We start from the raw sequence: 24097 nt of genomic DNA on the forward strand, positions 1-24097 counted from the left end.
CCCGTTGATTGGCAATCGGTAGCCAAATAACAACAGCCGTAGGATGGGTTGAGCGCAGCGATACCCATGCTGCCGAGTGATGGGTATCGCAGGCTCAACCCATCCTACGTACCACTTACTCCTGGGGAGCTAGCGCCTCACGCAGGCGCTGGATCGCTGCCTGACAGGCGCTGCTGTCGGCGAATGCCGGGCTTTGCGCGACGCACTCGTCGTCCAGCCAGACGCCAAAGCCGCCGTCCTGCTCGCGGATATCCAGTGCTTCGCCGGACTGCAGACGCTTGTTGATCATGCCGGCCGCTTTGCCATCGGCAAACGACTTGGACAGCAACAGCTGCTCACCGGCGGCATCCAGCAGGCGGAAACGGAAGCTGCCGTCGTCGTCGCGGAAGCTGACAAAGCGACTTTTCTTGGCTTTTTTCTTAGCTGCTTCAATTTCAGCGATCCCTTCAGCCATTCCCTCAGCAAACTCTTGGGCTTTTCCCAAAAGGCGCGCCACTCCTCTTCCAACATCCTGAAGAGTAAGTTGTTGCTGAACTGGTTTTGGCTTGAATGAACGCAGGCCCACAGCCTCGCGTAGCTCGCCGAGGAAAGGCCTGGCGATATTTCGGGCCTTCTCGGCGCCAACAAGGAGGATATCCTCCAGATCCGCCGGCTTGCTGATCAGTGCCTGATAACGCTCGCGGGCTTCGCCCAGCTCATTATTGAGCAGTTGAAACAGGCGGCTCTTTGCTTCGCCCCAAGCCAGACCATTAATCAACTCGGCACGGAACTCCGACAGCTGAGCAGGCGTGGCGAAGGCTTGATAGAGAGTGAACAGATGTGAGTTGTCTGGATCTTTAGGTTCACCCGGAGCTTTCGAATCGGTAACGATCAAAGAAATAACTTTCTTGAGCTCTTTCTCACAACTGAACAGCGGAATGGTGTTGTCGTAGCTCTTGCTCATCTTGCGCCCGTCGAGGCCTGGTAGGGTGGCCACGTCGGCTTCGATAACCGCTTCGGGTAAGGTGAACAACTCTCGGCCTTGGCCAAACAGATGGTTGAAGCGTTGAGCGATGTCACGGGCCATTTCTACGTGCTGGATCTGGTCACGGCCGACCGGCACCTTATGCGCGTTGAACATCAAAATGTCCGCGGCCATCAGCACCGGATAGCTAAACAGCCCCATGGTGATGCCCGCATCCGGGTCTTCACCATCGATCAAGTTCTTATCCACCGACGCCTTGTAGGCGTGGGCGCGGTTAAGCAGGCCCTTGCCGGCGACGCAGGTAAGCAGCCAGCACAGCTCGGGAATCTCGGGGATATCCGACTGACGGTAGAAAGTTGCCTTGTCGGTATCCAGACCCAGCGCCAGCCAGGTGGCGGCGATTTCCAGACGCGAACGCTGAATGCGCGCAGGGTCGTCGCATTTGATCAGCGCATGGTAGTCAGCCAGGAAGTAGAACGAATCCGCATCGGCGGCGCGGCTGGCAACGATGGCCGGGCGAATCGCGCCCGCGTAGTTGCCCAGATGCGGCGTGCCGGTGGTGGTGATGCCGGTAAGGATACGAGTAGTCATAACGTTCGCTTATTGGGGCTCAATCAGATCAGAGACGCGGCAGCAGTAGATCTTTGAGATCAGTAAGCTTGCCGTGAAAAAAGTGGCCGCATTCTGCCACTTTCAGCAGCTCATGGGCACGCCCGAGTGCCGCCGACCATTGGTAGACCACCTGCGGGTCGATCACTTCATCGTCTTCGGGCTGAATCAGGATCAACGGGCAGTTGCTGGCTGGGGGCACCTCCTCGCTCAGGCGATGCACCGCCGGGGCCACCATAAACAGCTTATCGAGCTTCACACACTGGGCTTCCAGGCGGGCGCCGAGCGCAGCGGCAACAAAACCACCGAAGGAAAAACCCAGCAAAGTCAGCGGCAACTCGGGGCGCTGCGCACGCAGCCAGTTGGCCACGGCTTCGGCATCATCCACTTCACCGCTTTCCATATCGTGGCTGCCGGCGCTGGCGCCGACGCCGCGGTAATTAAAGCGCAACGTGGCCAGGCCACTGTCACGGGCAGTGCGCTGCAGGGTGGAGACCACCTTATTGAGCATGGTGCCGCCCTGCACCGGGTTGGGGTGGCAGATCAGCGCCACGCCACGGGCGTCGGGGGTGTCCAGCCACAGGGCTTCGAGTTGGCCGCAGGGGCCAGCAATCATCAGAGGGGTTTCGCGGGTGAGCAACAGGGAACTCCGTGACCTCGCAGTGGGTCGACTCGTCTAGCTGACAGCCTGCGCTGCTACACAGCCATACCGCCGCACACATCTCGGCATTGCATTGCGGTATACAGCACAGGTTCGAGCCGTTAACGTAAAGCAAAGCCGTTTAGAGAGGAAGGACTCGTGGAACAGACGCTTACCGCCTGGTTGCTACCCGCCATTACCCTGGTAGCAGGCATTGCCATTGGCTTCCTGATTGCCCGCCTGGCGCCCAATGCAGCCCCTAGCCGCACCCAGCGCCAGCTGGATGAAATTCAAGAACGCTTCGATACCTACCAAAGCGAAGTGGTGACTCATTTCAACACCACCGCCAATCTGGTGAAAAAGCTCAGCCAGACTCAACTGGACGTGCAACAGCACCTGTCTGACGGGGCCAACCGCCTGGCACTCGACGAGCTGACCCGCCAGCGCCTGCTCGCCACCCTGCATGCCGATGAAAGCAGTGAAAAGCGCGAACGTATCAAGGCACCGGTCCACCATGAAATGCCTAAGGACTACGCGCCGAAAAGCGCCGATGTGCCAGGCATGCTCGATGAAAGCTACGGTTTGAAGAACAAGTAACAGTGGCTGATCCGGTCACTTCGATGACCGGATAGGCAATAAAAAGCCCCGCACTAGACGGGGCTTTTTAATGTGCAGCAGATTTAGATCGCGCCGCGCTCACGCAGCAGAGCCAATACAAGCTTGACCCCTTCATCTACCGACACAGACTGCGTATCGATCACCAGATCGGCATTCAGCGGCACGTCATACGGGAAGGACTCACCCGGGATATTGTCGCCACCCGCCGCGTACAAGCCTTGCGGGTCACGCTCGGCGCAAACCTGCGGGGACGCCTGCACGTACACGGTGATCAGGCGTTCGGCACCGATCAGCGCTTTGGCCTGCTCACGGCCTTCGGCATCCGGCGCAACAAAGGCTGCCAGGGTCAGCAAGCCGGCTTCGTTGAACTGACGCGCAACGTGCGCGGCACGGCGCCAGTTCTCGGTACGCCCGGCGCGATCCTGCGGCAGCCCCTTGTTCAGGTCATGGCGCAGGTTCTGCCCGTCCAGCACATAGACCGCGCGACCGGAGTCGAACAGCTTGCGCTCCACGGCATAAGCCAGGGTGCTCTTGCCAGCGCCGGACAGGCCACTGAACAGCACGGTGGCCGGCTGCTGGCCGAAGCGTGTAGCCCGCTCTTCAGTAGACACATGCGCCAGCTTGCCGTGATGGCCGCCCGAACCCTGCGCGCCAACTGGCTCGGCGATGATCATGCCGGCGCCGACGGTGCCGTTGGTCAGGCGATCAATCACGATAAACGAGCCGGTGGTGCGGTTGTGCGCATAGCCGTCCAGCGCAATCGGCGCATCCAGGGCGATGCGCACCTGGCCGATTTCATTGAGCTGCAGGCTGCTCGCCGCGCCCTCTTCCAGAGTGTTCACATCGACGCGGTGGTTGATGCTGGCAATCGAGCCCGGCACATAGCTGGTGGCGCGTTTGATGTCGTACTTCTTGCCCGGCAGCATCGGCTCTTCGGCCATCCACACCAGCATGGCGTCGAAGCTGTCGACCACCTGCGGACGGTTGTCGGCATGTACCAGCATGTCGCCACGGGAGACGTCGATTTCGTCTTCCAGGGTGATGGTAATTGCCTGACCTGGACCGGCCTGTTCCAGTTCACCTTCGAAGGTGACGATGGATTTGACCTTGCTGCCCTTGCCCGACGGCAGGGCGATGACTTCATCGCCCTTGCGCACGATGCCGCTGGCCAGGGTGCCGGCGAAACCACGAAAGTTCAGGTTGGGACGGTTGACGTATTGCACCGGGAAACGCAGGTCGGTGAAGTTGCGATCACCGGCGACTTCCACGGTTTCGAGAATTTCCATCAGCGACTGGCCGGTGTACCAAGGCGACTGCTCGCTCTTGTTGACCACGTTGTCGCCCTTGAGCGCCGACATCGGTACGAAGTGCAGCGAGCTCGGCTTGAGCGCGATACCTTCGGCGAACTTCAGGTAATCAGCCTTGATCTGCTCGAATACGCCTTGATCGAAGCCCTTGAGGTCCATCTTGTTGATGGCCACAACGATATGCTTGATGCCCAGCAGGCTGGCGATAAAGCTGTGGCGTTTGGTCTGGGTCTGCACACCATAGCGCGCGTCGATCAGGATGATCGCCAGGTCGCAGGTGGAGGCGCCAGTGGCCATGTTGCGGGTGTACTGCTCATGGCCGGGGGTGTCGGCGATGATGAATTTGCGCTTGGCGGTGCTGAAATAGCGGTACGCCACGTCGATGGTGATGCCTTGCTCGCGCTCAGCCTGCAGGCCGTCGACCAGCAACGCCAGATCCACCTCCTCGCCGGTGGTGCCGGACTTCTTCGAGTCACGGGTAATGGCTTCCAGATGGTCTTCGTAGATCATCTTCGAGTCGTGCAGCAGGCGGCCAATCAGGGTGCTCTTGCCGTCGTCAACGTTGCCGCAGGTGAGGAAGCGCAGCAGTTCCTTGCGCTCGTGCTGGGCCAGGTAAGCGAGGATGTCTTCGCTGATCAGATCGGATTGGTGCGACATATTAAAAGTACCCCTGACGTTTTTTCTCTTCCATGGAACCGGCGGCATCGTGGTCGATAACGCGGCCCTGACGCTCGGAAGTACGGGTCAGCAGCATTTCCTGAATGATGTCGGTCAAGCTGGTTGCAGTGGACTCCACCGCGCCGGTCAGCGGGTAGCAGCCGAGGGTGCGGAAACGCACCATCTTTTTGGTGATACGGGCTTTCTCTTCGTCGGAGAGGTGCTCAAGGATGCGGTCGTCGTCGATCATGATCAGCGTGCCGTTCTTCTCGATCACTTCACGCTCGGCGGCGAAGTACAGCGGCACGATCGGGATCTGCTCCAGATAGATGTACTGCCAGATGTCCAGCTCGGTCCAGTTGGACAGCGGGAACACACGGATCGACTCACCCTTTTTGACCTTGCCGTTGTACACGTTCCACAGCTCAGGACGCTGGTTCTTAGGGTCCCAGCGGTGCTTGCTGTCGCGGAAGGAGTAGACACGCTCTTTGGCGCGGGACTTTTCTTCATCGCGGCGCGCACCACCGAAGGCGGCGTCAAAACCGTACTTGTCCAGCGCCTGCTTGAGACCCTCGGTCTTCATCACGTCGGTGTGCTTGGCACTGCCGTAGGTGAAGGGGTTCATGTCCTGCGCCACGCCATCGGGGTTGATGTGGGTGATCAGGTCCAGGCCGTACTCTTTGACCATCTTCTCGCGGAAGCTGTACATCTCCTGAAACTTCCAGCGCGTATCGACGTGCATCACCGGGAAGGGCAGCTTGCCCGGAAAGAACGCCTTGCGCGCCAGGTGCAGCATCACGGCGGAGTCTTTACCGATGGAGTACAGCATCACCGGGTTATCGAACTCGGCGGCTACCTCGCGGATGATGTGGATGCTTTCCGCCTCCAACTGCTTCAGATGCGTCAATTTATCGAGCATGGCTACTCACGGCTATCTCATGAAGAGAGCGTTATTGGACGGCCTACGGGCCGTGGACGAGGGCGGCACTTTATCACAGCACCCTATTCTATTCAGGAGGCCTCTTAGATCGAAACGATCTAGCTTTATACCTACAGGAAAGGCCGGAAATGCGACCTAAATGGGATTGGGGCAATCGATAAACACATGCTCAATGGCAAAGCGCCGCGCCAGATAATCGCCCAGCGCCTGCACCCCATAACGCTCGGTAGCATGATGGCCAGCGGCGATAAAGCTGATGCCGTTTTCCCGGGCGCTGTGGAAAGTCTGCTCAGAGGCTTCGCCTGTCAGGTACAGGTCAACCCCGGCGGCAATCGCCTGATCGATATAGCCCTGGCCACCGCCAGTGCACCAACCAACCCGGCGAATCATCGCGCCCCCCTCAACCAGCAGCGGCTCACGGCCGAGCACCTGATGCACATGGCGGGCGAAATCACGCGCGGTCATGGCTTCTGCCAGCGAGCCGATCAGGCCGACGGTACGCGAATTTTCCGGTTCCAGCGGGCCTTCCACGGTAATCCCCAGCTGCGCGGCCAGTTGTACGTTATTGCCCACCTCGGCATGCACATCCAGCGGCAAGTGATAGGCCAGCAGGCTGAGGTCATTGGCCAGCAGGGTCTGTAGACGGCGGCGCTTCATCCCGGTGATGCAGGGGTTTTCGCCCTTCCAGAAGTAGCCGTGGTGCACCAGCAGCACATCGGCTTGCGCTTCGACCGCTGCATCGACCAACGCTTGACTGGCGGTAACGCCGCTGACGATCCGCCGCACCTGTGGCCGGCCTTCGACCTGCAGGCCATTGGGGCAGTAATCATTGATGCGCGCAGCATTCAGGTAGCGGTCGGCTTCTTCCACCAGGGTCGCCAGAGCAATGGCCATAAGGTTTCCTTATCAACAGTTGCACGGCGCTGCTTTATTCGCAGCGGCTTCTCTATAATGGCGCACCTTAAGGGGCACACCCGCCCCCGGCAACCCTCAGGATTGGATCGATGTTCAAGTCCCTGCGTTTCCTCGGCTGGCCCCTGCTGGTCGGCGTGCTCTCAGCACTGCTGATCATGCAGTATTTCCCGCAATGGGTCGGCCTGCCGGGGCAAGACGTGCACGTACGTCAGGCACCGTTCTATAGCCGCATGCAGGAAGGCCCGGTGTCCTATGCCGATGCAGTCACCACCGCATCGCCCGCCGTGGCCAATCTCTACACCACCAAATTCGTTAACAAAGCCGCACACCCGCTGTTCGAGGACCCGCAGTTTCGCAAGTTCTTCGGCGACAACCTGCCCAAGCAGCGGCGCATGGAGTCGAGCCTGGGCTCGGCAGTGATCATGAGCCCGGAAGGCTATCTGCTGACCAATAACCACGTGGTCGCCGGTGCCGACCAGATCGTTGTGGCCCTGAAAGATGGCCGCGAAACCCTGGCGCGGATCATTGGCAGCGACCCGGAGACCGACCTGGCGGTGCTGAAGATCGACCTGCAGGACCTGCCCTTTATCATCCTCGGCCGCTCGGACAATATCCGTATTGGCGACGTCAGCCTGGCCATCGGCAACCCGTTCGGCGTCGGTCAGACCGTGACCATGGGCATTATCAGCGCCACCGGGCGCAACCAGCTGGGCCTCAACACCTACGAGGACTTCATCCAGACCGATGCGGCAATCAACCCCGGCAACTCCGGCGGCGCGCTGGTGGATGCCTACGGCAACCTGGTGGGCATCAATACCGCGATCTTCTCCAAATCCGGCGGCTCGCAAGGCATCGGCTTTGCCATCCCGGTAAAGCTGGCGATGGATGTAATGCAGGCGATTATCGAGCACGGCCAGGTGATTCGCGGCTGGCTGGGGATCGAGGTGCAACCGCTAACCCCGGAGCTGGCGGAATCCTTCGGCATGGACGGTCGCCCTGGCATCGTCGTGGCTGGCATCTACCGCGACGGCCCGGCACAGAAAGCCGGCCTGCAACCGGGCGATCTGATTCTCAGCATCGACGGCGAAGCCGCCGGCGATGGCCGCCGCTCGATGAACCAGGTGGCACGCGCCAAGCCGGGACAGAAGATCAGCATCGACATCCTGCGCAACGGCAAACCGCTGCAACTGAGCGCAGAAATCGGCGTACGGCCGCCCGTCAACGGCAGCTAACCCCCTCCTTTTGCAAATTGCGCAACGCAAGCGATAACTCTTCTCAGATTTAATGTTATGTTATTACATTAAATCTCAATTGAAGGATGCTCTCCCTTGCGCGCCGCCCACGCCTTACTTGCCAGCCTGCTGGTTCCCAGCGCCTTTGCCGCTGCAGCAGAAAACCCCGTTGAGCTGTCCACCATCACCGTCACCGCGCGCCAGGAACAGGCGGATGGCCCCGTGCAAGGCTATCGCGCCACCCGCTCAGCCAGCGCTACCCGCACCGATACGCCGATTGCGCAGATCGCCCAGAGCATCAACGTGGTACCCGCACAGGTGCTCGATGACCTGGGCACCACGCGCATCGACCGCGCCCTGGACTTTGCTGGCGGCGTGTCCAGGCAGAACAACTTCGGCGGCCTGACCTTCCTCAATTACAGCGTGCGCGGCTTCACCACCGGCGAGCTGTACAAGAACGGCTTCACCATCAACCGCGGCAGCTCCAGCTCGCCGGATACCTCGGGTATCGAGCGCATCGAGGTGCTCAAAGGTCCGGCCGCCAGCCTGTATGGCCGTGGCGACCCGGGCGGCATGATCAATATCGTCAGCAAGAAACCGCAGGCCGAAGCTTTCAGCCAGCTCAGGGCCAGCGCCGGCAGCTGGGACCGCTACCGCAGCAGCCTGGACGTCAACACCCCGCTGAATGACGAGGCCACCCTGTTGTCGCGGATCAACCTGGCGGTGGAGGACAACCAGAGCTTTCGCGATCACGTCGGCAGCGAACGGCAGATCGTCAGCCCTTCGCTGAGCTGGCAGCTGAACCCCGACACCCTGCTGCTGATCGAGAGCGAATTCAGCCGCACCGAGTCGGTATTCGACCGTGGCATTCCGGCGGTGAACAACCGCATGGGCGCGGTGAAAAACTCCAGCTTTATGGGCGAACCGAACGACGGCAGCGTGCGAAACGACAACCAGATGCTGCAGGTCAGCCTGGAGCGCTACCTTAATGACAGCTGGAAACTGCGCCTGGCCAACCACTACGCCCAGGGCCGCCTGCAGGGCAACAGCTCCGAGCCATCGCGCCTGGTCGGCGACACGCTGACGCGCTTCTATCGCCAGCGCAGCTTTGAGTGGAACGACAGCATCACCCAGGCCGAGCTGCACGGCAGCTTCAACCTGGGCAGCTGGCAGCACCAGACCCTCGCCGGCCTGGAGTACGAGAACTACCGCAACAGCCAAAAGTACCCGCAAAGCGCGACAACCCTGGGCTACGGCCAGAACATCTACCAACCGCAGTACGGCCAGGCCAAGCCGGCCATCGTCAACCCCAACGATTTCTTTGAGCACACCGAGAGCTATGCCCTCAACCTGCAGGATCAGATCAGCTTTAGCGAGCGCCTGAGTGGCCTGATCGGCGCACGCCTCGAACGCTTCGAGCAAACCGCGCTGAACCGCAGCACGCGGGTCAGCAACAAGCAGAACCAGGATGTCGCCACCGCCCGCACTGGCCTGCTCTATCAACTGACCCCGCAGGTCGGGGTGTTCGCCAACGCCTCCACCTCGTTCAAACCCAACAGCATCAGCAGCCAGGGCACGGTATTCAAACCGGAAAAGGGCCTGGGCTATGAGACTGGGCTCAAGCTCGACCTGCTTGATAGCCGCCTGGGTGCAACCATCGCGCTGTTTCATATCGACAAGGAAAACGTGCTGACCGCTGACCCGGGCAACCCCGGCGACAGCATCGCCGCCGGCAAGGCCCGCAGCCAGGGCCTGGATATGCAGTTCAGCGGCCAGCTCAGCGATGCCGTGCGCATCATCGGCGCCTACGCCTATATCGATGCCGAAGTCACCGAAGATAACAGCCTGCCCGTAGGCAGCAAGCTGCTCGGCGTCGCCCGCCACAGCGGCAGCCTGCTGACCGTCTACCAGTTTCAGGACGGCCGCCTGTGCGGCTCGGACATCGGCGCCGCGTTCAACTACGTGGGGGATCGCTCGGGGCAAGCTGGCAGCAACTTCCAATTACCGGCCTACAACACCGTCGATCTGCTCGCCCACTACCAGGCCAGCGATGACCTGAGCATCGGCCTCAACCTCAACAACCTGTTCGACCGCGAGTACTACGAGCGCGCGTACAACAGCGTCTGGGTCATGCCCGGCGAGCCGCGCAACCTTAGCCTCAGCCTGACCCTTAATCTCTGACCCACCATTCAAGGAACCCCAGTATGCGTACTGCCAAACCCATCATGCTTACCGCACTGCTCGCCGCCCTACTCGCCGGGCACGTCCAGGCCCACGGCCTGTGGACCGAACAGCGCCGCGGCCATATCGAAACCATCTACGGTCACGGCGCCGAGGACAATGCCTTCAAGGCCGAGAAAATCAGCGGCGCCTGGGCCTATGACCGCGCTGGCAAGATGATCCCGGTCAGCGTCCAGCGCCTGGACGATCACGCGCGCCTGCTACCACTGAAAACCCCGGCGGTGCTCGGCGTGGCGCTGGACAACGGCGCCTGGTCACTGACCCCGGACAAACAGTGGATCAACCAGGGCCGCAGTAAAGTGCCGAACTCGACCGAGTCGCTGCACACCTTTAAATACAGCCTGGCGATCTACCAGGAAGGCGCCAAGTTGCCGAAGCTGGATCAGTTGAAGATGGTTATCCTGCCGGAAGTCGACCCGCTCAAGGTCGGCCCCGGCAAGCCGTTGGCGGTGCGGGTGCTGGTGGATGGCAAGCCGGCTGCCGGGGTTGAGTTGGTGGGTGACTACCGTGGTGCGCCGCATCAGGTCAGCGCCACCACCGATACTGAAGGGCGCGCCCAGGTGCTGGTACGCAACGAAGGGTTGAATATCATCAGCGCGTCCATCAGCCTGCCGGTCAAAGGCGACAAGGATATCGAAACGCGCGGCCTGTTTACCTCGCTGACCTTTCTCGGCAAAGCGCACCACGAGTAACACGCAGGCAATAAAAAGCCAGCGCGGCTTACGCGGCGCTGGCTTTTGCGTAGCCCGGATGCAATCCGGGGTAGGTAGTGGCGCTCCCGGATTGCATCCGGGCTACAAGCTACAAGTCTTGCAGCGCATCCAGCAGCGCCTGGTTCTGCTCCGGCGTGCCAATGGTGATGCGCAGGAACTGGGCAATGCGCTGCTGCTTGAAGTGACGCACGATCACCCCCTGTTCCCGCAGGCCAGCGGCCAGGGTCGCGGCATCTTTATCCGGGTGACGGGCAAAGACAAAATTCGCCGCCGAAGGCAACACCGCAAAGCCCAGCTTCTCCAGCCCAGCCACCACAACCTCACGGTTGTCGATCACCTGCTGGCAGGTTTGCTGGAAATACGCTTTGTCCGCAAACGCCGCCGCAGCGCCGGCAATCGCAATGCGATCCAGCGGGTCGGAGTTGAAGCTGTTCTTGATCCGATCCAGCGCCTCGATCAGATCAGGATGGCCGACCGCGATACCGACCCGCAGCCCCGCCAGGGAGCGCGACTTGGATAAGGTCTGGCTGACCAGCAGATTGGGGTATTTATCCACCAGACTGATCGCCGTCTCACCGCCGAAGTCGATATAGGCCTCATCCACCAGCACCACGCTATCCGGGTTGGCCTGGAGCATGCGCTCGATGGCCTCCAGCGCCAGAGGGCAGCCAGTCGGTGCGTTCGGGTTGGGGAAAATAATGCCGCCGTTGGGCCGCGCGTAATCTTCCACGCGAATCTGGAACTGTTCATCCAGCGGCACCTGCACGGAGTCGATGCCATACAGGCCGCAGTACACCGGATAGAAGCTGTAGCTGATATCCGGGAACAGCAGCGGTTGGCCATGCTGGAACAGGCCGTGGAAAGCGTGCGCCAGCACCTCGTCGGAGCCATTGCCGACAAATACCTGGGCGGTCTGCACGCCGTAATAATCGGCCACCGCTTGCTTCAAACGGTCGCTGTTGGGGTCCGGGTACAGGCGTAGGTTGTCATTGACCTCGGCCTGCATGGCCGCGATGGCCTTGGGCGACGGGCCATAAGGGTTTTCATTGGTGTTGAGCTTGACCAGCTTGGCCAGTTTCGGCTGCTCACCCGGTACATAAGGCACCAGGTCTTTGACGAAGGGGCTCCAGAATTTGCTCATCTGCCCTTCTCTCCTCGAATTCTTCGGTTTGCGCAGGGTGGAAAACCGCGAAGCGTTTTCCACCGGACAAGACGGTGGACAAGCAAAGCGTTGTCCACCCTACAAAACAGCCATCAGCTCTTGATGCGGTACTCGGCGCTGCGGGCGTGGGCGGTCAGCGACTCGCCACGGGCCAGCACACTGGCAACCTTGCCCAACTCCGATGCACCCTCGGCCGAACAATGAATGATCGACGAGCGCTTCTGGAAGTCATACACCCCCAGCGGCGAGGAATAGCGCGCCGTGCCGGAGGTTGGCAGCACGTGGTTGGGGCCGGCGCAGTAATCGCCAAGGGCCTCGGCGGTGTAGCGGCCCATAAAGATCGCGCCCGCGTGACGGATCAGCGGCAAGTACTGCTCGGGGTTTTCTACCGAGAGTTCCAAGTGCTCTGGGGCAATGCGATTGGCCACTTCAATGGCCTGCGCCATATCGGCCACCAGAATCAGCGCACCGCGACCTTCCAGCGAAGTGCGGGCAATCGTCTCGCGCTCCAGGGTCGGCAGCAGTTTGGCGATGCTCTCGGCGACGCGGTCAAGGAAGGCCGCATCGGGGCTGACCAGAATCGACTGGGCGTCTTCGTCGTGCTCGGCCTGGGAGAACAGGTCCATGGCAATCCAGTCCGGATCGGTCTGGCCGTCACACACCACCAGAATCTCCGAAGGACCGGCGATCATGTCGATGCCGACCTTGCCGAACACGTGGCGCTTGGCGGTGGCGACATAGATATTGCCGGGACCGACGATCTTGTCCACCGGCGGCACGCTCTCGGTGCCATAGGCCAACGCGGCCACGGCCTGGGCGCCGCCAATGGTGAATACCCGGTCGACCCCAGCGATGCAGGCGGCCGCCAGCACCAGCTCATTGATTTCGCCACGCGGGGTTGGCACCACCATCACCACTTCTGGCACGCCGGCAACCTTGGCCGGAATCGCGTTCATCAGTACCGAGGATGGGTACGAGGCCTTGCCGCCCGGCACATACAGGCCGGCGCGGTCCAGCGGCGTAACCTTCTGCCCCAGCACCGTACCGTCGGCCTCGGTGTAGCTCCAGGAGTCCTGCTTCTGCCGCTCGTGGTAGCTGCGTACGCGCTCGGCGGCTTTTTCCAAGGCGCTGCGCTGCTCCGGGGTGATGCGGGTCAGGGCCAGCTCCAGGCGCGCGCGCGGCAGAATCAGATCCGCCATGGAGGCCACATCCAGACCGTCGAACTGCTTGGTGAACTCGACCAATGCCACATCGCCACGCTCACGCACCGCCTTGATGATCTCCAGCACGCGATGGTTGACCGCATCATCCGAGACACTTTCCCAGCTCAGCAGATGATCCAGATGCTGGGCAAAGTCCTGGTCAGCGGCATTGAGTCGGCGGATAGCGATAGGAGCGGTCATAGCGGGCCTCTTAAATTGGCAAATGCTCAAGCGCCCGTAGAGTAACAACCACTCCGCGCGGGCACCTGAGAATTTTGGCTATAACGCGGATAGGTTAGGCCGCACAGCGGCGGCCATAAGACTCAGCGGGGGTGTCGCGCTTCGACCGCATCGCGCAGGGTGTCGATCAACGCCTGAATGCGCGCGTGCTGCATCTTCATCGACGCCTTGTTCACCACCAGGCGCGAGCTGATCGTAGCGATCAGTTCCTGGGCTTCCAGGCCATTGGCGCGCAGGGTGTTGCCGGTATCGACCACGTCGATGATTTTGTCAGCCAAGCCCACCAGCGGCGCCAGCTCCATCGAGCCATACAGCTTGATGATATCGACCTGACGGCCCTGCTCGGCGTAATACCGCTTGGCCACGTTGACGAACTTGGTCGCTACACGCAGCCGGCCTTTCGGCTCAGGTGCCCCGACAGCACCAGCAGTCATCAGTTTGCACTGGGCAATACGCAGGTCCAGCGGCTCGTACAAGCCCTGGCCACCGTATTCCATCAGCACGTCTTTACCGGCCACACCAAGATCGGCCGCACCGTGCTCGACATAGGTCGGCACATCGGTGGCACGCACGATCAGCAGGCGCACATCGTCCAGCGTGGTGGGGATGATCAGCTTGCGGCTTTTGTCCGGGTTCTCGGTCGGCTCGATGCCCGCCGCCGCCAGCAGCGGCAGGGTGTCATCGAGAATCCGGCCTTTGGAAAGGGCAATAGTCAGCATGGCATCAACCCGGAATACGGCGGATTTTGGCACCCAGCATCTGCAGTTTTTCTTCGATGCACTCGTAGCCACGGTCGATGTGGTAGATGCGGTCGATCAAGGTGTCGCCCTCGGCAACCAGCGCCGAGATCACCAGGCTGGCCGACGCACGCAGGTCGGTGGCCATGACTGGCGCGCCCTTGAGGGTTTCGACGCCGGTAACAATGGCAGTGTTGCCTTCGACCTGAATCTGCGCGCCCATACGGATCATTTCATGCACGTGCATAAAGCGGTTTTCAAATACGGTTTCGATCACCGTACCGGTGCCCTCGGCAATCGCATTGAGGGCAATAAACTGCGCCTGCATATCGGTGGGAAACGCCGGATACGGCGCAGTACGCAGGTTGACGGCCTTCGGCCGCTTGCCATGCATGTTCAGTTCGATCCAGTCGTTGCCGCAGGTGACTTCAGCACCGGCCTCCTGCAACTTGGACAGCACCGCCTCCAGGGTGGTCGGATCGGTGTCCTTGACCTTGACCCGGCCACCGGTGGCCGCCGCAGCCACCAGGTAGGTGCCGGTTTCGATACGGTCAGGCATCACGCTGAAGCGCGCGCCGTGCAGGCGCTCAACGCCATCAATGGTGATGGTGTCGGTGCCGGCACCGCTGATTTTCGCGCCCATGGCGATCAGGCAGTTGGCCAGGTCAACCACTTCCGGCTCACGCGCGGCGTTTTCCAGCACGCTGCGGCCTTTGGCCAGAGTGGCGGCCATCATGATGTTTTCGGTACCGGTCACACTGACGGTATCGAAGAAGAAGTGCGCACCACGCAGACCGCCTTCCGGGGCCTTGGCCTTGATGTAGCCGGCTTCGACATCAATGATTGCACCCATGGCTTCGAGGCCACGGATGTGCAGGTCAACCGGACGCGAGCCGATGGCGCAGCCACCTGGCAGGGCCACTTCGGCATAACCGAAGCGCGCGACCATCGGGCCGAGCACCAGGATCGATGCGCGCATGGTTTTCACCAGCTCATAGGGTGCAACCAGGGTCTTGATCGCCCGCGCGTCGACTTCCACACTGAGCTTCTCGTCGATGATCGGCTCGATCCCCATGCGACCGAACAGCTCGATCATGGTGGTGATGTCGTGCAGGTGCGGCAGGTTGCAAATAGTGACAGGCGCGTCACCGAGCAGGGTGGCAGCGAGAATCGGCAGGGCAGAGTTCTTCGCCCCGGAAATGCGGATTTCGCCATCAAGGCGCACACCGCCGGTAATAATCAGTTTGTCCATGATTCTCTCGGTTTAGGAGCGCGCAGCCCAATCGGCACGGCTGAAGAATTTCATACTCACGGCGTGGATGCTGCCATCGGCGATCCAGGCATTGAGGTGAGCGTAGATCTGCTGCTGGCGTTTAACCGGGCTAAGGGCGGCCAATTCGTCACTGATCAGGTTCAGCTGAAAGTTGCAGCCTTCGCCTTCAACTTCCACCTGGGTATCGGGCAATTTAGCCTCAAGGAGACTCTTTACTTCTAAGGCCTGCATGCTCAACCTCGATCACTGCATGAATTAACGACTGCCGAGCAGACGCTCGCGGGCCGAGCATCATACAAAAAAGCCCCCCGCCTGCGAACCCCGCATTATTGCCAGCCGACCGAAGCCCCGCTCAGACCTGCAGCGGAAGAATCTCCAGCAGCCCGCAAACGCCCGCGATCTCACGCATATCCTTGGGCAGATTGCTCACGCTCAGGCTCTTGCCGGCCGCATTGGCGTCACGCATAAACGCCAGTAACAGCGCCAGCCCGACGCTGCTGGACTTCTCCACGCCGGCGCAATCGAGCACGCACGCAGCGGCCGGACTGACCTTGAGCAGGCGCGCGCCTTGTTCGCGCAGCGCCGGGACGCTCAAGTAGTCGAGTACACCGACCAGGCTGAAAACCCCGGGCGACGCCTCGCTGATACTGGCCTGACTCACGATGCATTAGCCCCTTGGCGGGCTTTGGCGACGGTTTCGGTCCAGTTATCGATGACCTTGTCCAGGTCATTGCGATTGTCCTGCATGGCCTGGGCGAACTGGTCACGGAACAGTTTTCCGACGTTGATGCCATTGATCACCACATTGCGCATCTTCCAAGTGCCGCCCTGATTAACCATGGTGTAGGACAGCGGGTAGACCACGCCCTTGCCGTCCCTGATTTCCATATTAACCGCTGTACGCTCTGGGTCCTGCTGACCAGCAACCGGCAGAACACGAATGTCCTGGTTGTTGTATTCGAGCAGGGCATTGCCATAGAACTGCATCAGGCTGCGTTTGAAGTTTTCCTGAAAGCGCTGCATCTGTTCCGGCGAAGCCTGGCGCGAGTAACGCACGGTCATCACGCCACGGGACATACCATCAGCATCCATTACCGGGCCGAGAATGCTGTTCAGGGCGTTGTAAAACGCGCCCGGATCGGTGCGGTACTGCTCCTTGTTGGCCTTGAGGTCGGCCAGCAGCGTGGTGGTGGTCTGCTGCACCACTTCATGGGCCGCCGGAGCCGCCAGCAACGGCAAGGACATGGCGGCCAAACAGATAAACAGACCGTTACGCAGTGCTTTGAACATAATCAGTACCTCTATTTAATTAGCCTGGTCTTTGTTGACCGAATTAAGCAGAAACTTGCCAATCAGGTCTTCCAGTACCAATGACGACTGCGTGTCGTGAATAGTGCCGCCATCGCGCAGCACCTCTTCTTCGCCACCCACGCTAATCCCAATGTACTTCTCGCCCAGCAGGCCCGCGGTCAAAATCGAGGCAGTGGAGTCTGCCGGAAGGTTATCCACGGCATCATCCAGCACCATGGTGACACGCCCCATATAGCTGTCGCGGTCCAGATCAATCGCGGTGACCTTGCCGATGGTCACTCCGGCCATGGTCACTTTCGATCTGACCGTCAAACCGGCGATATTCTCAAAGTGCGCATACACCTTGTAGGTATTGTCGCTGCTGCCGACGGTCAGGCCGCTGACGCGCAAGGCCAGCAGCAGCAAAGCCAACAGCCCGGCCAACAGGAACAAGCCGACACCAACTTCCAGCGTGCGGTTCTGCATCAGAAATCTCCAAACATCAAAGCGGTCAGAATAAAGTCCAGCCCCAATACGGCGAGTGAGGCGTACACCACGGTTTTCGTGGTGGCACGACTAATCCCTTCCGAAGTCGGCTCACAGTCATAGCCCTGGAACACGGCGATCCAGGTCACGACAAACGCAAAAACCACGCTCTTGATCACGCCATTGAGCACATCTTCGCGAAACGAAACACTGCTTTGCATATTGGCCCAGAACGAGCCTTCATAAACCCCCAGCCAGTCGACGGCGACCATCGCGCCGCCCCAGATACCAACCACACTGAAGATCATCGCCAGCAGCGGCATCGAGATAAAACCAGCCCACAAGCGCGGTGCGACAATATATTTGAGCGGGTCAACGCCGATCATCGCCAGGCTCGACAGTTGCTCGGTGGATTTCATATTGCCGATTTCTGCGGTCAACGCCGAGCCGGCGCGCCCGGCAAACAGCAAGGCAGTCACCACCGGCCCCAGCTCACGCAGCAGCGTCAGGGCGACCATCTGCCCCACCGCCTGCTCCGAGCCGTATTTGGCCAGAATGCTAAAGCCCTGCAGCGATAGCACCATGCCGATAAAGATGCCGGACACGACAATGATGGCCAAGGACATCACCCCAACCGAATACAACTGCTTGATCAACAGCTGAAAACTGTTGCCGGTCGAACCCCGACCAAACAGTGCGCGCAGCAGAAAAAGCACCGAACGCCCCAGCGTAGCCACCACATCAATACCGGCGCGACCGAACAAGCGCACCCGCTCGAGCACAGATGTCTTGCGCATCAGCGCTCCCCCAGAAGATCGTCGCGGTAATTGGCCGCAGGAAAGTGAAACGGCACCGGACCATCGGGAATGCCCTGCATAAATTGACGTACGCGGGGGTCCTCAGATGCTTTCAACTCGTCAGGCGTGCCCTGCCCCAGCACCTGGGTGTCGCCGACGATATAGATGTAGTCGGCAATGCTCGCGGTTTCCGCCAGGTCATGGGACACCACTATGCTGGTGATCCCCAGCGCATCTGTCAGCAGACGAATCAGACGTACCAGAACGCCCATGGCAATCGGGTCCTGGCCGACGAAAGGTTCGTCATACATCAGTATTTGCGGGTCCAGGGCAATCGCCCTAGCCAGCGCCACGCGGCGCTTCATACCGCCCGACAACTCATCCGGCATCAGCTCCAGAGCACCGCGCAGGCCCACTGCCTGCAATTTCATCAGCACGATGTCGCGAATCATCTCTTCCGGCAGCTTGGTATGCACTCGCAGCGGAAAAGCGACGTTCTCGAACACGTCCAGGTCTGTAAACAGCGCACCACTCTGGAACAGCACGCCCATCTGCTTGCGCATATCGAACAGTTCACTGCGCGACAGCGTCGGCAAATTCAGGCCATTGACCCAGACTTCACCCTGGCTCGGCTTAAGCTCAGCGGCGATCAGGCGCAGCAGGGTGGTTTTGCCACAGCCAGACGGCCCCATGATCCCGGTGACCTTGCCACGGGGAATCTGAATATCGATGTTTTGGAAAATATCCCGCTCGCCGCGTTTAAAGCTGACGCCCTTCAGCTCAACTGCATACGGGTTCTCGGCGCTCATCTGGACTCCTTGCTCAACGCTTGCCTGACTGACGCACCGCCCCGAACAAAGGGCACTACGGCTCGTCGAACGTACCGAAAATGGCCGCGAACTATACCATCGCCGCATTCCTCGCCCAAGACTGAAGGTGTTGCCGAAGATAAGCGCCGCACAGTTCCAACCAACAACTGACAATTGGAAACACTGGGCAGGCGCCCCTTTACCGTTATAATCGGCAGCTTTTAGCCCGTACGCCGCAGAGAAGTCATGAGCCAGTCCACCGATCTGATCCAGTCAGCGCAGCGCACCATTCGCCTGGAGCTCGAAGCCATCCAGGATCTGCTGGCGCGTATCAACGGTGATTTCGTAAGCGCCTGCGAGCTGATTCTCGCCAGCAAAGGCCGCGTGGTCGTGGTCGGCATGGGCAAGTCCGGCCATGTCGGCAACAAGATTGCCGCCACCCTGGCCAGCACCGGCACCACCGCGTTCTTTGTGCATCCGGCCGAAGCGAGCCATGGCGACATGGGCATGATCACCCGCGACGACGTGGTGCTGGCCCTGTCCAACTCCGGCTCCACCGCAGAAATCGTCACCCTGCTGCCGCTGATCAAGCGCCTCGGCATCCGCCTGATCAGCATGACCGGCAACCCGGAATCGCCACTGGCCAAGGCCGCCGAAGTCAACCTGGACGCCCGCGTGTCCCAGGAAGCCTGCCCGCTGAACCTGGCCCCAACCTCTTCCACTACTGTATCGCTGGTACTGGGCGACGCCCTGGCCATTGCCCTGCTGGAAGCCCGCGGCTTTACCGCCGAAGACTTTGCCTTCTCCCACCCGGGCGGTGCATTGGGCCGACGCCTGCTGCTCAAGGTGGAGAACGTCATGCACGCCGGCGACAGCCTACCACGCGTCAAGCGCGGCACCTCGCTACGCGACTCGCTACTGGAAATGACCCAGAAGGGTCTGGGCATGACCGTGGTGACCGAGAACGATGGCCGCCTAGCCGGAATATTTACCGACGGCGACCTGCGCCGCACCCTGGATCGTAATATTGACGTGCGCCAGACCATTATTGATGACGTAATGACCGTCCACGGCAAGACCGCCCGCGCGGAAATGCTCGCGGCAGAGGCTTTGAAAATCATGGAAGACCACAAGATCAGCTCGCTGGTGGTGATCGACGACAACGACCTACCAATTGGCGCGCTGAACATGCACGACCTGCTCCGCGCCGGGGTGATGTGATGAGCGCCGACGTGATCAACCCCGATCTGCTACAACGCGCCAAAGCCGTCAAACTGGCGATTTTCGACGTTGACGGCGTGCTCACCGACGGCAAGCTGTACTTTCTGGTCGATGGCAGCGAATTCAAGACCTTCAACACCCTCGACGGCCATGGCATCAAGATGCTGATCAACTCGGGCGTGCGCACCGCTATTATCAGCGGCCGCAAAACCCCGGTGGTTGAGCGCCGCGCGCAGAACCTGGGGATTCAACACCTGTACCAGGGCCGCGAAGACAAGCTGGTGGTACTCGATGAGCTACTCGGCGAACTGGGCCTAGACTATGCACAGGTCGCATACCTGGGTGACGACCTGCCCGACCTGCCGGTGATCCGCCGCGTAGGCCTGGGCATGGCGGTCGCCAGCGCCGACGGCTTTGTCCGCCAGCATGCCCACGGAATCACCCGTGCTCGCGGTGGCGAAGGCGCCGCACGTGAGTTCTGCGAACTGATCATGCACGCCCAAGGCACCCTTGAAGCCGCTCAAGCCGCTTACCTATAGGCCAACCATGCCCCGCAAGTTATTCAATATTGTTCTGTTCGCCTTTGTCGCCCTGCTAGTGGCGGCACTCGGCTACTGGAACCTCAGTCCGGATGGCTTTAGCCAGCAATCGCGCAGCGCTGAAACTGACAACGCCATCGATTTTTACGCCACCAACACCTATACCGTGCAATACCAGGCCGATGGCAAGCTGCACTACGAGCTAAACGCCGACAAGGTCGAGCACATCAAGGCCAGCGACATCACCCTAATGACCAGCCCGAACATGAACCTGTTCCGCGGCACCGAGCTGCCCTGGAAAATCCGCAGCGAACGCGGCGAAGTATCGCCAGGCGGTGTTGAGGTCGAACTGATCGACAAGGTGCGCGTTGAGCGTACCGACGCCAAAGGTCGCCCGACTATCCTCACCACCAGTCGCCTGACCGTATTCCCCGAGAAGGAATATGCGCAGACCCAGCAAGCCGTTAGAATCGACGCGGCCAATGGGGTGACCACGGCAAAAGGAATGAAAGCGTACATGAATGACGGCAGGATGCTCCTGCTGTCCAACGTAAGAGGTCAGCATGAGGCTCGTTAACACCCTCCCCCTACTACTTAGCCTCAGCGCCGCACTCGGAAGTGTCAGCGCCTGGGCCCTGCCGTCCGACCGCGAACAGCCGATTCGCATCCAGGCCGACAGCGCAGAACTGGACGACAAGCAAGGCGTGGCGGTTTATCGCGGCGACGTCGTCATCACCCAGGGCACCATGAAGGTCACCGGCGACACCGTGACCATCACCCAGAACGCCCAGGGCGATGTCGAGGTATTTACCTCGGTTGGCAAGCCGGCCTACTACGAGCAGAAACCGTCCGCCGACAAGCAGATCGTCAAAGCCTACGGCCTGACCATCCAATACTTCATGGCCAATGATCGCGTTGTATTGATTGACCAAGCCAAGGTGATTCAGGAAGGCAACACCTTCGAAGGCGAGAAAATCGTCTATGACACCCAGCGCCAGATCGTCAACGCCGGCCGCGCCACAGGCAGCAACGTCACTGCGCCACGTCCGCGCATCGACATGGTGATCCAGCCGAAGAACAAACCAGCCGACCAGCAGGCGCAGTAATAATGGCCACATTGAAAGCCCAACACCTGGCTAAAAGCTACAAAGGCCGCCAGGTCGTGCGTGACGTCAGCCTGAGCATCGACAGCGGACAGATCGTCGGCCTGCTAGGCCCCAACGGCGCCGGCAAGACCACCTGCTTCTACATGATCGTTGGCCTGGTACAGGCCGATCAGGGCCGCGTGATGATCGACGACCTCGACGTCAGCCATCAGCCCATGCATGGCCGCGCCCGCGCCGGTATTGGCTACCTGCCACAGGAAGCCTCGATTTTCCGCAAGCTCAGCGTGGCCGACAACATCATGGCCATCCTGGAAACCCGCAAGGACCTCGACGGCGCCTCACGCCGCAAGGAACTTGAAAGCCTGCTGCAGGAATTCCATATCAGCCACATCCGCGACAACCTCGGCATGAGCCTGTCCGGTGGTGAGCGCCGCCGCGTGGAAATTGCCCGCGCCCTGGCAACCAACCCCAAGTTCATCCTGCTCGACGAGCCGTTCGCCGGTGTCGACCCGATTTCCGTGGGCGACATCAAGCAGATCATCCATCACCTCAAAGCCAAGGGCATCGGTGTGTTGATCACCGATCACAACGTGCGCGAGACCCTGGATATCTGCGAAACCGCCTATATCGTCAGCGATGGTCAACTGATCGCCGAAGGTGATGCCGAGGCAATTCTGGCCAACCAGACAGTCAAAGAAGTTTACCTGGGGCATGAGTTCCGGCTGTAACCACAGCTTTTCTCAAGCTGACTGCAGCCAAGGCTAGGCAAAACCCTTAAAGTCAGGCATATAATTTGCTTCCTAGTGGCGCTTTTTGAAAACGCCCTGTAGTGGATTGCGCACAGACGCCGGTAAATAAGGTCTGCAATGAAACCATCGCTAGTCCTGAGAATGGGCCAGCAGCTGACGATGACACCGCAGCTGCAACAGGCCATCCGCCTGCTCCAACTGTCTACCCTGGATCTGCAACAAGAGATCCAGGAGGCCTTGGAGTCCAACCCGATGCTCGAACGCCAGGAAGATGGCGATGATTTCGACAATTCGGACCCTATGGCCGATGGCGCAGAAAGCGCCAGCCCCAGCGAACAGCCCGAAGCGCCCTATCAGGAAACCAACTACCAGGAAGCCACGCAGACCGTGGACAACCTGGAAGAAGGCGATTGGGGCGAGCGTATTCCCAACGAGCTGCCCGTCGACACCGCCTGGGAAGACATCTACCAGACCAGCGCCAGCAGCCTGCCCAGCAGCAGCAACGATGACGACGAGTGGGATTTCACCACCCGCACCTCCAGCGGCGAGAGCCTGCAAAGCCACCTGCTGTGGCAGCTCAACCTGGCCCCGATGTCGGATAAGGATCGCCTAATCGGCGTCACCCTGATCGACTGCATCAACCAACAGGGCTACCTGGAAGAGACCCTGGAAGAAGTGGTCGAAGCTTTCGATCCGGAATTGGATATCGAGCTCGACGAAGTCGAAGCCGTGCTGCATCGCATCCAGCAGTTCGAGCCTACCGGCATCGCCGCGCGCAACCTGGGCGAGTGCCTGCTCCTGCAACTGCGTCAGCTGCCGACGAAAACCCCATGGTTGAGCGAAGCTCAGCGCCTGGCCAGTGACTACCTCGACCTGCTCGGCAGCCGCGACTACAGCCAGCTGATGCGCCGCATGAAGCTCAAGGAAGATGAGCTGCGCCAGGTTATCGACCTGATTCAGAGCCTCAACCCGCGCCCCGGCTCGCAGATCGAATCCAGCGAGCCGGAATACGTGGTGCCCGACGTAATCGTGCGCAAACACAACGAGCGCTGGCTGGTGGAACTCAACCAGGAAGCCATGCCGCGCCTGCGGGTGAACGCGCAATACGCAGGGTTTGTGAAACGCGCCGACTCCAGCGCCGACAACACCTTTATGCGCAACCAGCTGCAGGAAGCGCGCTGGTTTATCAAAAGCCTGCAAAGCCGCAACGAGACGCTGATGAAGGTCGCCACGCAGATCGTCGAGCACCAGCGCGGCTTCCTCGATTACGGCGACGAGGCGATGAAGCCTTTGGTGCTGCACGATATTGCCGAAGCGGTGGGCATGCACGAGTCGACCATCTCGCGTGTGACCACGCAAAAATTCATGCATACCCCGCGTGGCATTTACGAGCTGAAATACTTCTTCTCCAGCCATGTCAGCACCTCCGAGGGCGGCGAATGCTCGTCCACTGCGATCCGCGCCATCATCAAAAAACTGGTCGCGGCGGAAAATGCGAAAAAGCCGTTGAGTGACAGCAAGATCGCTGGTTTACTGGAAGCACAGGGCATTCAAGTCGCTCGCCGCACGGTCGCCAAGTACCGTGAGTCCCTCGGAATAGCGCCTTCCAGTGAGCGCAAACGATTGATCTAAGGCGGCACGAAGAAGGAA

Annotated in this window: 25 protein-coding genes; 10 read left to right on the forward strand and 15 right to left on the reverse strand. The window is 60.4% G+C overall.

The window, feature by feature from the left end; translation table 11 throughout:
* Positions 1-115: 115 nt before the first annotated feature.
* Positions 116-1555 carry a tryptophan--tRNA ligase gene (locus tag Q8M42_RS02955; RefSeq protein ID WP_305283301.1) on the reverse strand — a complete coding sequence of 480 codons (1440 nt, stop codon included), beginning with the start codon at positions 1553-1555 and terminating at the stop codon, positions 116-118.
* Between the two features lie 28 nt (positions 1556-1583).
* Complete coding sequence (locus Q8M42_RS02960) at positions 1584-2213, reverse strand: alpha/beta hydrolase (protein ID WP_305283303.1); 630 nt, start codon at positions 2211-2213, stop codon at positions 1584-1586.
* Positions 2214-2372: 159 nt separating this feature from the next.
* Between Q8M42_RS02960 and Q8M42_RS02965 the strand changes: the two genes are divergently transcribed.
* Positions 2373-2810: a YhcB family protein gene (locus Q8M42_RS02965; RefSeq protein ID WP_090255468.1), complete on the forward strand. Its 438-nt coding sequence runs from the start codon at positions 2373-2375 to the stop codon at positions 2808-2810.
* 83 nt (positions 2811-2893) lie between these two features.
* On the opposite strand, the gene cysN is transcribed toward Q8M42_RS02965, so the two are convergent.
* The 3 genes from cysN to Q8M42_RS02980 all read right to left on the reverse strand — a co-directional run bounded on the left by cysN (position 2894) and on the right by Q8M42_RS02980 (position 6629).
* Positions 2894-4795, reverse strand: coding sequence for a sulfate adenylyltransferase subunit CysN (cysN, locus tag Q8M42_RS02970; protein WP_305283311.1), 1902 nt, complete (start codon positions 4793-4795; stop codon positions 2894-2896).
* A gap of 1 nt (position 4796) precedes the next feature.
* The gene (gene cysD / locus Q8M42_RS02975; RefSeq protein WP_275961860.1) at positions 4797-5714 is read right to left on the reverse strand and encodes a sulfate adenylyltransferase subunit CysD; all 918 of its coding nucleotides are present in this window, start codon (positions 5712-5714) and stop codon (positions 4797-4799) included.
* Between the two features lie 156 nt (positions 5715-5870).
* Positions 5871-6629 (reverse strand): Nif3-like dinuclear metal center hexameric protein, encoded by a 759-nt coding sequence (locus Q8M42_RS02980; protein ID WP_305283314.1) that lies wholly within the window; start codon positions 6627-6629, stop codon positions 5871-5873.
* Positions 6630-6739: 110 nt separating this feature from the next.
* Here Q8M42_RS02980 and algW point away from each other — a divergent pair, with 110 nt between their 5' ends.
* The 3 genes from algW to Q8M42_RS02995 all read left to right on the forward strand — a co-directional run bounded on the left by algW (position 6740) and on the right by Q8M42_RS02995 (position 10815).
* Complete coding sequence (algW, locus tag Q8M42_RS02985; RefSeq protein ID WP_305283316.1) at positions 6740-7882, forward strand: Do family serine endopeptidase AlgW; 1143 nt, start codon at positions 6740-6742, stop codon at positions 7880-7882.
* A 174-nt stretch (positions 7883-8056) separates the two neighbouring features.
* Positions 8057-10063 carry a TonB-dependent siderophore receptor gene (locus Q8M42_RS02990; RefSeq protein WP_370870307.1) on the forward strand — a complete coding sequence of 669 codons (2007 nt, stop codon included), beginning with the start codon at positions 8057-8059 and terminating at the stop codon, positions 10061-10063.
* A 23-nt stretch (positions 10064-10086) separates the two neighbouring features.
* The gene (locus Q8M42_RS02995) at positions 10087-10815 is read left to right on the forward strand and encodes a DUF4198 domain-containing protein (RefSeq protein WP_305283318.1); all 729 of its coding nucleotides are present in this window, start codon (positions 10087-10089) and stop codon (positions 10813-10815) included.
* A 109-nt stretch (positions 10816-10924) separates the two neighbouring features.
* Here Q8M42_RS02995 and hisC read toward each other — a convergent pair whose 3' ends face one another.
* From hisC to Q8M42_RS03045, 10 genes are all read right to left on the reverse strand, one after another.
* A complete protein-coding gene (gene hisC / locus Q8M42_RS03000) occupies positions 10925-11977 on the reverse strand; it encodes a histidinol-phosphate transaminase (RefSeq protein ID WP_305283320.1) in 1053 nt (350 codons plus the stop codon).
* A 113-nt stretch (positions 11978-12090) separates the two neighbouring features.
* Entirely contained in the window at positions 12091-13401 is a 1311-nt protein-coding gene (gene hisD, locus Q8M42_RS03005) for a histidinol dehydrogenase (RefSeq protein WP_305283322.1), read from the reverse strand.
* Between the two features lie 122 nt (positions 13402-13523).
* Positions 13524-14159 carry an ATP phosphoribosyltransferase gene (hisG, locus tag Q8M42_RS03010; protein WP_304868352.1) on the reverse strand — a complete coding sequence of 212 codons (636 nt, stop codon included), beginning with the start codon at positions 14157-14159 and terminating at the stop codon, positions 13524-13526.
* 4 nt (positions 14160-14163) lie between these two features.
* The gene (murA, locus tag Q8M42_RS03015; protein WP_136665413.1) at positions 14164-15429 is read right to left on the reverse strand and encodes a UDP-N-acetylglucosamine 1-carboxyvinyltransferase; all 1266 of its coding nucleotides are present in this window, start codon (positions 15427-15429) and stop codon (positions 14164-14166) included.
* Positions 15430-15441: 12 nt separating this feature from the next.
* A complete protein-coding gene (locus Q8M42_RS03020) occupies positions 15442-15681 on the reverse strand; it encodes a BolA family protein (RefSeq protein ID WP_090255487.1) in 240 nt (79 codons plus the stop codon).
* A gap of 121 nt (positions 15682-15802) precedes the next feature.
* Entirely contained in the window at positions 15803-16111 is a 309-nt protein-coding gene (locus Q8M42_RS03025; RefSeq protein ID WP_304868347.1) for a lipid asymmetry maintenance protein MlaB, read from the reverse strand.
* Positions 16108-16740, reverse strand: a complete 633-nt coding sequence (locus Q8M42_RS03030) for a phospholipid-binding protein MlaC (RefSeq protein WP_304868345.1) — start codon at positions 16738-16740, stop codon at positions 16108-16110. The genes Q8M42_RS03025 and Q8M42_RS03030 overlap by 4 nt, the downstream gene beginning before the upstream one ends.
* Positions 16741-16755: 15 nt before the next feature.
* Positions 16756-17226 (reverse strand): outer membrane lipid asymmetry maintenance protein MlaD, encoded by a 471-nt coding sequence (gene mlaD / locus Q8M42_RS03035; protein ID WP_304868343.1) that lies wholly within the window; start codon positions 17224-17226, stop codon positions 16756-16758.
* On the reverse strand, positions 17226-18023 hold the full coding sequence (mlaE, locus tag Q8M42_RS03040) for a lipid asymmetry maintenance ABC transporter permease subunit MlaE (protein ID WP_304868341.1): 798 nt from the start codon (positions 18021-18023) through the stop codon (positions 17226-17228). Before mlaE ends, mlaD begins: the two co-directional genes overlap by 1 nt.
* Complete coding sequence (locus Q8M42_RS03045) at positions 18023-18832, reverse strand: ATP-binding cassette domain-containing protein (RefSeq protein WP_304868339.1); 810 nt, start codon at positions 18830-18832, stop codon at positions 18023-18025. The genes mlaE and Q8M42_RS03045 overlap by 1 nt, the downstream gene beginning before the upstream one ends.
* Before the next feature lie 246 nt (positions 18833-19078).
* Between Q8M42_RS03045 and Q8M42_RS03050 the strand changes: the two genes are divergently transcribed.
* The 6 genes from Q8M42_RS03050 to Q8M42_RS03075 all read left to right on the forward strand — a co-directional run bounded on the left by Q8M42_RS03050 (position 19079) and on the right by Q8M42_RS03075 (position 24079).
* Complete coding sequence (locus Q8M42_RS03050) at positions 19079-20053, forward strand: KpsF/GutQ family sugar-phosphate isomerase (protein ID WP_304868337.1); 975 nt, start codon at positions 19079-19081, stop codon at positions 20051-20053.
* Positions 20053-20592: an HAD family hydrolase gene (locus tag Q8M42_RS03055; RefSeq protein WP_304868335.1), complete on the forward strand. Its 540-nt coding sequence runs from the start codon at positions 20053-20055 to the stop codon at positions 20590-20592. The genes Q8M42_RS03050 and Q8M42_RS03055 overlap by 1 nt, the downstream gene beginning before the upstream one ends.
* A gap of 7 nt (positions 20593-20599) precedes the next feature.
* Positions 20600-21169, forward strand: coding sequence for an LPS export ABC transporter periplasmic protein LptC (lptC, locus tag Q8M42_RS03060; RefSeq protein WP_304868333.1), 570 nt, complete (start codon positions 20600-20602; stop codon positions 21167-21169).
* Complete coding sequence (gene lptA / locus Q8M42_RS03065; RefSeq protein ID WP_304868331.1) at positions 21156-21698, forward strand: lipopolysaccharide transport periplasmic protein LptA; 543 nt, start codon at positions 21156-21158, stop codon at positions 21696-21698. The genes lptC and lptA overlap by 14 nt, the downstream gene beginning before the upstream one ends.
* A gap of 2 nt (positions 21699-21700) precedes the next feature.
* Positions 21701-22426, forward strand: coding sequence for an LPS export ABC transporter ATP-binding protein (gene lptB, locus Q8M42_RS03070; RefSeq protein ID WP_304868330.1), 726 nt, complete (start codon positions 21701-21703; stop codon positions 22424-22426).
* 138 nt (positions 22427-22564) lie between these two features.
* A complete protein-coding gene (locus Q8M42_RS03075; protein ID WP_304868328.1) occupies positions 22565-24079 on the forward strand; it encodes an RNA polymerase factor sigma-54 in 1515 nt (504 codons plus the stop codon).
* The last annotated feature ends 18 nt before the right edge of the window (positions 24080-24097 follow it).

The sequence above is a fragment of the Pseudomonas sp. genome (assembly GCF_030684895.1).
Lineage (GTDB): Bacteria > Pseudomonadota > Gammaproteobacteria > Pseudomonadales > Pseudomonadaceae > Aquipseudomonas.

Excerpts from the sequence above, each read along its gene's own strand:
- mlaE (WP_304868341.1), bottom strand. The coding sequence starts at position 18,023 with ATGCGCAAGACATCTGTGCTCGAGCGGGTGCGCTTGTTCGGTCGCGCC.
- Q8M42_RS02980 (WP_305283314.1), bottom strand. The coding sequence starts at position 6,629 with ATGGCCATTGCTCTGGCGACCCTGGTGGAAGAAGCCGACCGCTACCTG.
- algW (WP_305283316.1), top strand. The coding sequence starts at position 6,740 with ATGTTCAAGTCCCTGCGTTTCCTCGGCTGGCCCCTGCTGGTCGGCGTG.
- murA (WP_136665413.1), bottom strand. The coding sequence starts at position 15,429 with ATGGACAAACTGATTATTACCGGCGGTGTGCGCCTTGATGGCGAAATC.
- Q8M42_RS03020 (WP_090255487.1), bottom strand. The coding sequence starts at position 15,681 with ATGCAGGCCTTAGAAGTAAAGAGTCTCCTTGAGGCTAAATTGCCCGAT.
- Q8M42_RS03045 (WP_304868339.1), bottom strand. The coding sequence starts at position 18,832 with ATGAGCGCCGAGAACCCGTATGCAGTTGAGCTGAAGGGCGTCAGCTTT.
- Q8M42_RS03050 (WP_304868337.1), top strand. The coding sequence starts at position 19,079 with ATGAGCCAGTCCACCGATCTGATCCAGTCAGCGCAGCGCACCATTCGC.
- lptC (WP_304868333.1), top strand. The coding sequence starts at position 20,600 with ATGCCCCGCAAGTTATTCAATATTGTTCTGTTCGCCTTTGTCGCCCTG.
- Q8M42_RS03075 (WP_304868328.1), top strand. The coding sequence starts at position 22,565 with ATGAAACCATCGCTAGTCCTGAGAATGGGCCAGCAGCTGACGATGACA.
- Q8M42_RS03055 (WP_304868335.1), top strand. The coding sequence starts at position 20,053 with ATGAGCGCCGACGTGATCAACCCCGATCTGCTACAACGCGCCAAAGCC.
- Q8M42_RS03030 (WP_304868345.1), bottom strand. The coding sequence starts at position 16,740 with ATGTTCAAAGCACTGCGTAACGGTCTGTTTATCTGTTTGGCCGCCATG.
- cysN (WP_305283311.1), bottom strand. The coding sequence starts at position 4,795 with ATGTCGCACCAATCCGATCTGATCAGCGAAGACATCCTCGCTTACCTG.
- hisD (WP_305283322.1), bottom strand. The coding sequence starts at position 13,401 with ATGACCGCTCCTATCGCTATCCGCCGACTCAATGCCGCTGACCAGGAC.
- hisG (WP_304868352.1), bottom strand. The coding sequence starts at position 14,159 with ATGCTGACTATTGCCCTTTCCAAAGGCCGGATTCTCGATGACACCCTG.
- hisC (WP_305283320.1), bottom strand. The coding sequence starts at position 11,977 with ATGAGCAAATTCTGGAGCCCCTTCGTCAAAGACCTGGTGCCTTATGTA.
- mlaD (WP_304868343.1), bottom strand. The coding sequence starts at position 17,226 with ATGCAGAACCGCACGCTGGAAGTTGGTGTCGGCTTGTTCCTGTTGGCC.
- Q8M42_RS02995 (WP_305283318.1), top strand. The coding sequence starts at position 10,087 with ATGCGTACTGCCAAACCCATCATGCTTACCGCACTGCTCGCCGCCCTA.
- lptB (WP_304868330.1), top strand. The coding sequence starts at position 21,701 with ATGGCCACATTGAAAGCCCAACACCTGGCTAAAAGCTACAAAGGCCGC.
- cysD (WP_275961860.1), bottom strand. The coding sequence starts at position 5,714 with ATGCTCGATAAATTGACGCATCTGAAGCAGTTGGAGGCGGAAAGCATC.
- Q8M42_RS02955 (WP_305283301.1), bottom strand. The coding sequence starts at position 1,555 with ATGACTACTCGTATCCTTACCGGCATCACCACCACCGGCACGCCGCAT.
- lptA (WP_304868331.1), top strand. The coding sequence starts at position 21,156 with ATGAGGCTCGTTAACACCCTCCCCCTACTACTTAGCCTCAGCGCCGCA.